Below are 3,341 nucleotides of genomic sequence, written 5' to 3'. Positions count from 1 at the left end.
TGCTCATGATTACCATGACTAGTGTGATTTTCATGTTCTTGATGACTATGATGCTCATGATTTTGGCGTTTTTTGTTATTCGACAAAATTAAACCTCCTAATTTTATATTTTTAAAGATAGTAACAAGACAATTTGAGTATAACATATACGGTATATGGGTATATACCATTTGACTTTTTTATTTTGTAGTGTACAGAAAATAACCATTTTCTGCACACTCCCTTTTTATGTCTAAATAGGTAGGTATATTATATGATTGAGTGTTCAAAAACCCAACAAAAAATCTATGTTCATAAAAGACCTTAGAATTAAGTTATGGTACACTGAATGTGTATATAGGAGGTTTGTATTTTGAAAATAGGTTATGCAAGAGTTTCAACTGGATTACAAAATTTGAATTTACAGGAGGATCGATTAAATCAATATGGTTGTGAAAAAATATTTAGTGACCATATCAGTGGTTCAAAAAGTAAAAGACCTGGTTTAGATAAAGCAATTGAATTTGCGAGGTCAGGAGATACGATTGTTGTTTGGAGATTAGACAGATTAGGACGTAATATGGAGGATTTAATCACATTAGTTAATGAGCTTAACGAACGAGGAGTAAGTTTCCACAGTTTAGAAGAAAATATAACGATGGATAAATCAAGTTCTACAGGACAATTATTATTTCATTTGTTCGCAGCATTTGCAGAATTTGAACGGAATTTAATTTTAGAACGTTCTTCAGCAGGCCGAATTGCAGCACGTGCTAGAGGACGCTATGGAGGTAGACCAGAAAAATTAAGCCAAAAAGATTTAAATTTACTTAAAACACTTTATGATAATGGCACACCAATCAAAACAATTGCGGAGCAGTGGCAAGTTTCACGTACAACAATTTATCGTTACCTCAATAAATTGGAGGATAAGGAAGATGAAAAACAAGGAGAAGTATCTAACTAATTTTTCTGAAGCCAAGCGTAAAAAAGCTACTCAAAAGTACAATATTATAAAACCTTTTATCTTGGGCGAACAATCTTTATCAACCATTTCAAAAAGTAAAGGTATTGCATTAAGTACACTTTATAGATGGAATAAATTATATAAGGAACAAGGACTTACTGGTCTAATTCATAATACAAGAGTTGATAAAGGTGAGCGTAAATTAGAACAAAACATAATTGACGAGATTAAACGCCTTGCGCTTATGAATAAAAGAAATAGTATAGCCACAATTCATAGGAAAATCGCTAATTATTGTATAGAGAATAATTTTGATATACCAAGTTATAAACAAATTTATAGTGTTATTAAAGCAATGCCTAAGTCTGTTATTGATTTCTCTCACCAAGGTGAAAAATACTATCAAAATAAGTACGATTTAATACAAATAAGAGAATCCTCAAGACCCAATGAAATATGGCAAGCCGACCATACTTTGCTAGATATTTATATATTAGATCAAAAAGGTAATATCAATAGACCATGGCTAACCATTATTATGGATGACTATAGTCGTGCCATTGCAGGCTATTTTATAAGTTTTGATTCTCCTAATGCTCAAAACACAGCATTAACACTATACCAAGCAATATGGAATAAGAATGATACCAACTGGCCAGTGTGTGGTATACCCGAAAAATTCTATACAGATCACGGAAGTGACTTTACCTCAAATCACATGGAACAAGTCGCTATTGACTTGAAAATAAATTTGATGTTTTCAAAAGTTGGTGTCCCTCGTGGTCGTGGAAAAATAGAACGCTTTTTTCAGACAGTTAACCAAATTTTCTTAGAACAACTGCCTGGATATATAAACAATAGTGATATTCCTAGTAATTTAATAAATTTTCACAATTTTGAAGAAAAATTACGTTACTTTTTAATTGAAAATTATAATCAAAAAGAACATAGTGCTATTCATACCACGCCTATCAGTCGTTGGAATAGTAATCACTTTTTCCCTAATATGCCAAGTAGCTTAGAACAACTTGATTTATTATTGTTGGAAATACCTAAATCTAGAAAAGTTCATTCAGATGGCATTCATTTTCAAGGTTTTTGATACATTAATACTAATCTAGCAGCTTATGTAGGTGAATATGTACTGATTCGTTATAACCCAAATGATATGGCTGAAATACGTGTGTTTTATAGAGATGAATTTCTTTGTACTGCTATATGTCCAGAAATAGCTGATTACTCCATAGATATAAAAGACATACAGCACGCTCGTAGTCAGAGAAGAAAACACTTAAAACAAAATATTACTAGTCCAAGTACCACGGAATTAATTAAGGAAGAAAAAAATTGTGGTTATTCACCTCAAGAAACGACTAAAAACGTCAATAAATTAAAGAGGTATCGTAATGACTAAAAATCAGAATTTTATTGAAACGAAAGAGTATAAACGGTTTGCTGAATTTTGTGACGCTTGCATTAAATATCAATATATTGGTATCTGTTATGGTCAACCTGGAGTTGGGAAAACTTTATCTTCAAGATATTATACAAATTGGGATACTATCGAAAAACAAGTTAACCATAGAGGTTGGGAAGATTTAGCTAGTAAAACGACCGATGACATACTATCGGTGGATAAAATATTTTATACTGCACCAGCAGAAAAACAAACTAAATTAAGGAATGATTTATATAGTATTACTGCAAGCATTGATTTGGGTCAAAAATTACATGTTGTAAATAAGTATGGACATGAACATAGTAAACATTATAGTGATATGTTTAAATATATTGATTTAATTATAGTAGATGAGATTGATCGCCTTAAAGTGCAACATTTAGAGCAATTAAGAGCTATTTATGATGAACATAATTTAGCAATGATATTTATTGGTATGCCGGGCATAGAGAAAAAACTATCTCGTTATCCTCAACTATATTCGCGCATAGGTTTTGCGCATGAATTTGATAATCTAAGTAAAGATGAGACGCATCATATATTAGAATATAAGTGGCAAGATTTAGGATTTGATTTAAAACTCGAAGACTTTACTGATTATGAGGCAATAACGACGATTATTAAAATCACAAAAGGGAATTTTAGGCTGATTCATCGTTTATTTGCGCAGATAGACAGAATTATGGATATAAATGGTTTAGATAAAATAAGTACAGAAGTTGTAGAAACAGCTAGAGATAGTTTAGTTATAGGTATTCGATAATAGAAAAAGTAACGCATTTTAATATAGTGCGTTGCTTTTCTCATTTTTTAGGTAAAGTCATTCTCATATATCGAATAAAGTGACAGCATCGAGAAGTAGATTTTATTAATAAGTATAAGCACCCATAAAACAATTAGTAAGAGGTGGTATTCAAATGGCTAAAATTGGTTATG

At 31.1% G+C, this 3,341-nt stretch carries 2 protein-coding genes and 2 pseudogenes (1 of these 4 running past the window's edge); 3 read left to right on the top strand and 1 reads right to left on the bottom strand.

Annotated elements, in window-relative coordinates; genetic code table 11:
• Positions 1 to 86: pseudogene (locus KA830_RS13525) on the bottom strand (heavy metal translocating P-type ATPase); its annotated part reaches 295 nt to the left of the window's first position; the annotation flags it as partial.
• 266 nt (positions 87 to 352) lie between these two features.
• Between KA830_RS13525 and KA830_RS13520 the strand changes: the two are divergent.
• The 3 genes and pseudogenes from KA830_RS13520 (at position 353) to KA830_RS13510 (ending at position 3,168) form a co-directional block, all read left to right on the top strand.
• A complete protein-coding gene (locus KA830_RS13520; protein WP_107384734.1) occupies positions 353 to 946 on the top strand; it encodes a recombinase family protein in 594 nt (197 codons plus the stop codon).
• A pseudogene (locus tag KA830_RS13515) lies at positions 918 to 2,360 on the top strand (transposase). Before KA830_RS13520 ends, KA830_RS13515 begins: the two are co-directional and overlap by 29 nt.
• The gene (locus tag KA830_RS13510; RefSeq protein WP_000164962.1) at positions 2,353 to 3,168 is read left to right on the top strand and encodes an AAA family ATPase; all 816 of its coding nucleotides are present in this window, start codon (positions 2,353 to 2,355) and stop codon (positions 3,166 to 3,168) included. The pseudogene KA830_RS13515 and the gene KA830_RS13510 overlap by 8 nt, the downstream one beginning before the upstream one ends.
• The last annotated feature ends 173 nt before the right edge of the window (positions 3,169 to 3,341 follow it).

Origin of the sequence: Staphylococcus sp. GDY8P119P (genome assembly GCF_017892075.1) — a bacterium.
GTDB classification, from domain to species: domain Bacteria; phylum Bacillota; class Bacilli; order Staphylococcales; family Staphylococcaceae; genus Staphylococcus; species Staphylococcus ureilyticus.
Note: the sequence above shows the minus strand (reverse complement) of the source record. Positions and strands in the feature narration are given on the sequence as shown.